At 61.9% G+C, this 761-nt stretch carries 1 protein-coding gene; it reads right to left on the minus strand.

Annotated features, from left to right (window positions below):
- Positions 1–300: 300 nt before the first annotated feature.
- Complete coding sequence (locus OTB19_RS43180; RefSeq protein WP_267804331.1) at positions 301–543, minus strand: transposase; 243 nt, start codon at positions 541–543, stop codon at positions 301–303.
- Between the last annotated feature and the right edge of the window lie 218 nt (positions 544–761).

Below are 761 nucleotides of genomic sequence, written 5' to 3' on the forward strand. Positions count from 1 at the left end.
GGCCTGCAGATCCGCGATCACGCGCACGAGATCGTCATACGACGGACACCGGCGGCTGGAAGCTCCCACGGACAGACCAACGAACCGATCACCCCCAGGTCACACCACCTCGTGAGCAGTCACGAACAAACCACCTGACCAGCAAGCCTCACATACCGTCACCATCCAGCCGCAATTCCTTCTGAATGCTTACTCTCGAGATGACGCTGATCGACTCGCCGGACCTCCACCGCCGCCACAGGTCGGCCTTCATCTCATCCGACATCCCCGGCCGACCCAGTCTTGCCACGTGTACCGTCCTCAACCTGCACTGTTGCTCTGACCGGTTGAATCTAAGGCCGCTTTTTTCAGGAAGCTGTTTTCCATCTCCAGCTCACGGTTGCGCCGCTCAAGTTCCTTCAGGCGCGCGCGTTCATTCACCGTCAGTTCCGAATCGACGGAAGGCCCCTGTTGCATGCGGTATTTCTTCACCCAGCCGCGAAGGGTTTCCGGGTTGAGGTCGAGCTCCCGCGCGGCCTCCGTGACGGTCTTGCTCGACCTCACGGCAATCTGGACGGCTTCCTCGCGGAACTCCGGTGAGTACTTGCAAGACCACGGAGTTAGGGCCGATCCGCGGCTGTCAAGTGGCTTGCATCTGAAGGCCAGGGGGGGTCGGGCGCGATCCACTCATGTTCGAGGGCGTAGATTCCCCGTCCGGTGCGGCGGAGAATGCCTTCACGGACCCCAGCGTCCCAGTTCAGCGCGTAGGCCGCGGGCGTCCT

The sequence above is a fragment of the Streptomyces sp. H27-H5 genome, from assembly GCF_026627505.1.
Classification (GTDB): domain Bacteria; phylum Actinomycetota; class Actinomycetes; order Streptomycetales; family Streptomycetaceae; genus Streptomyces.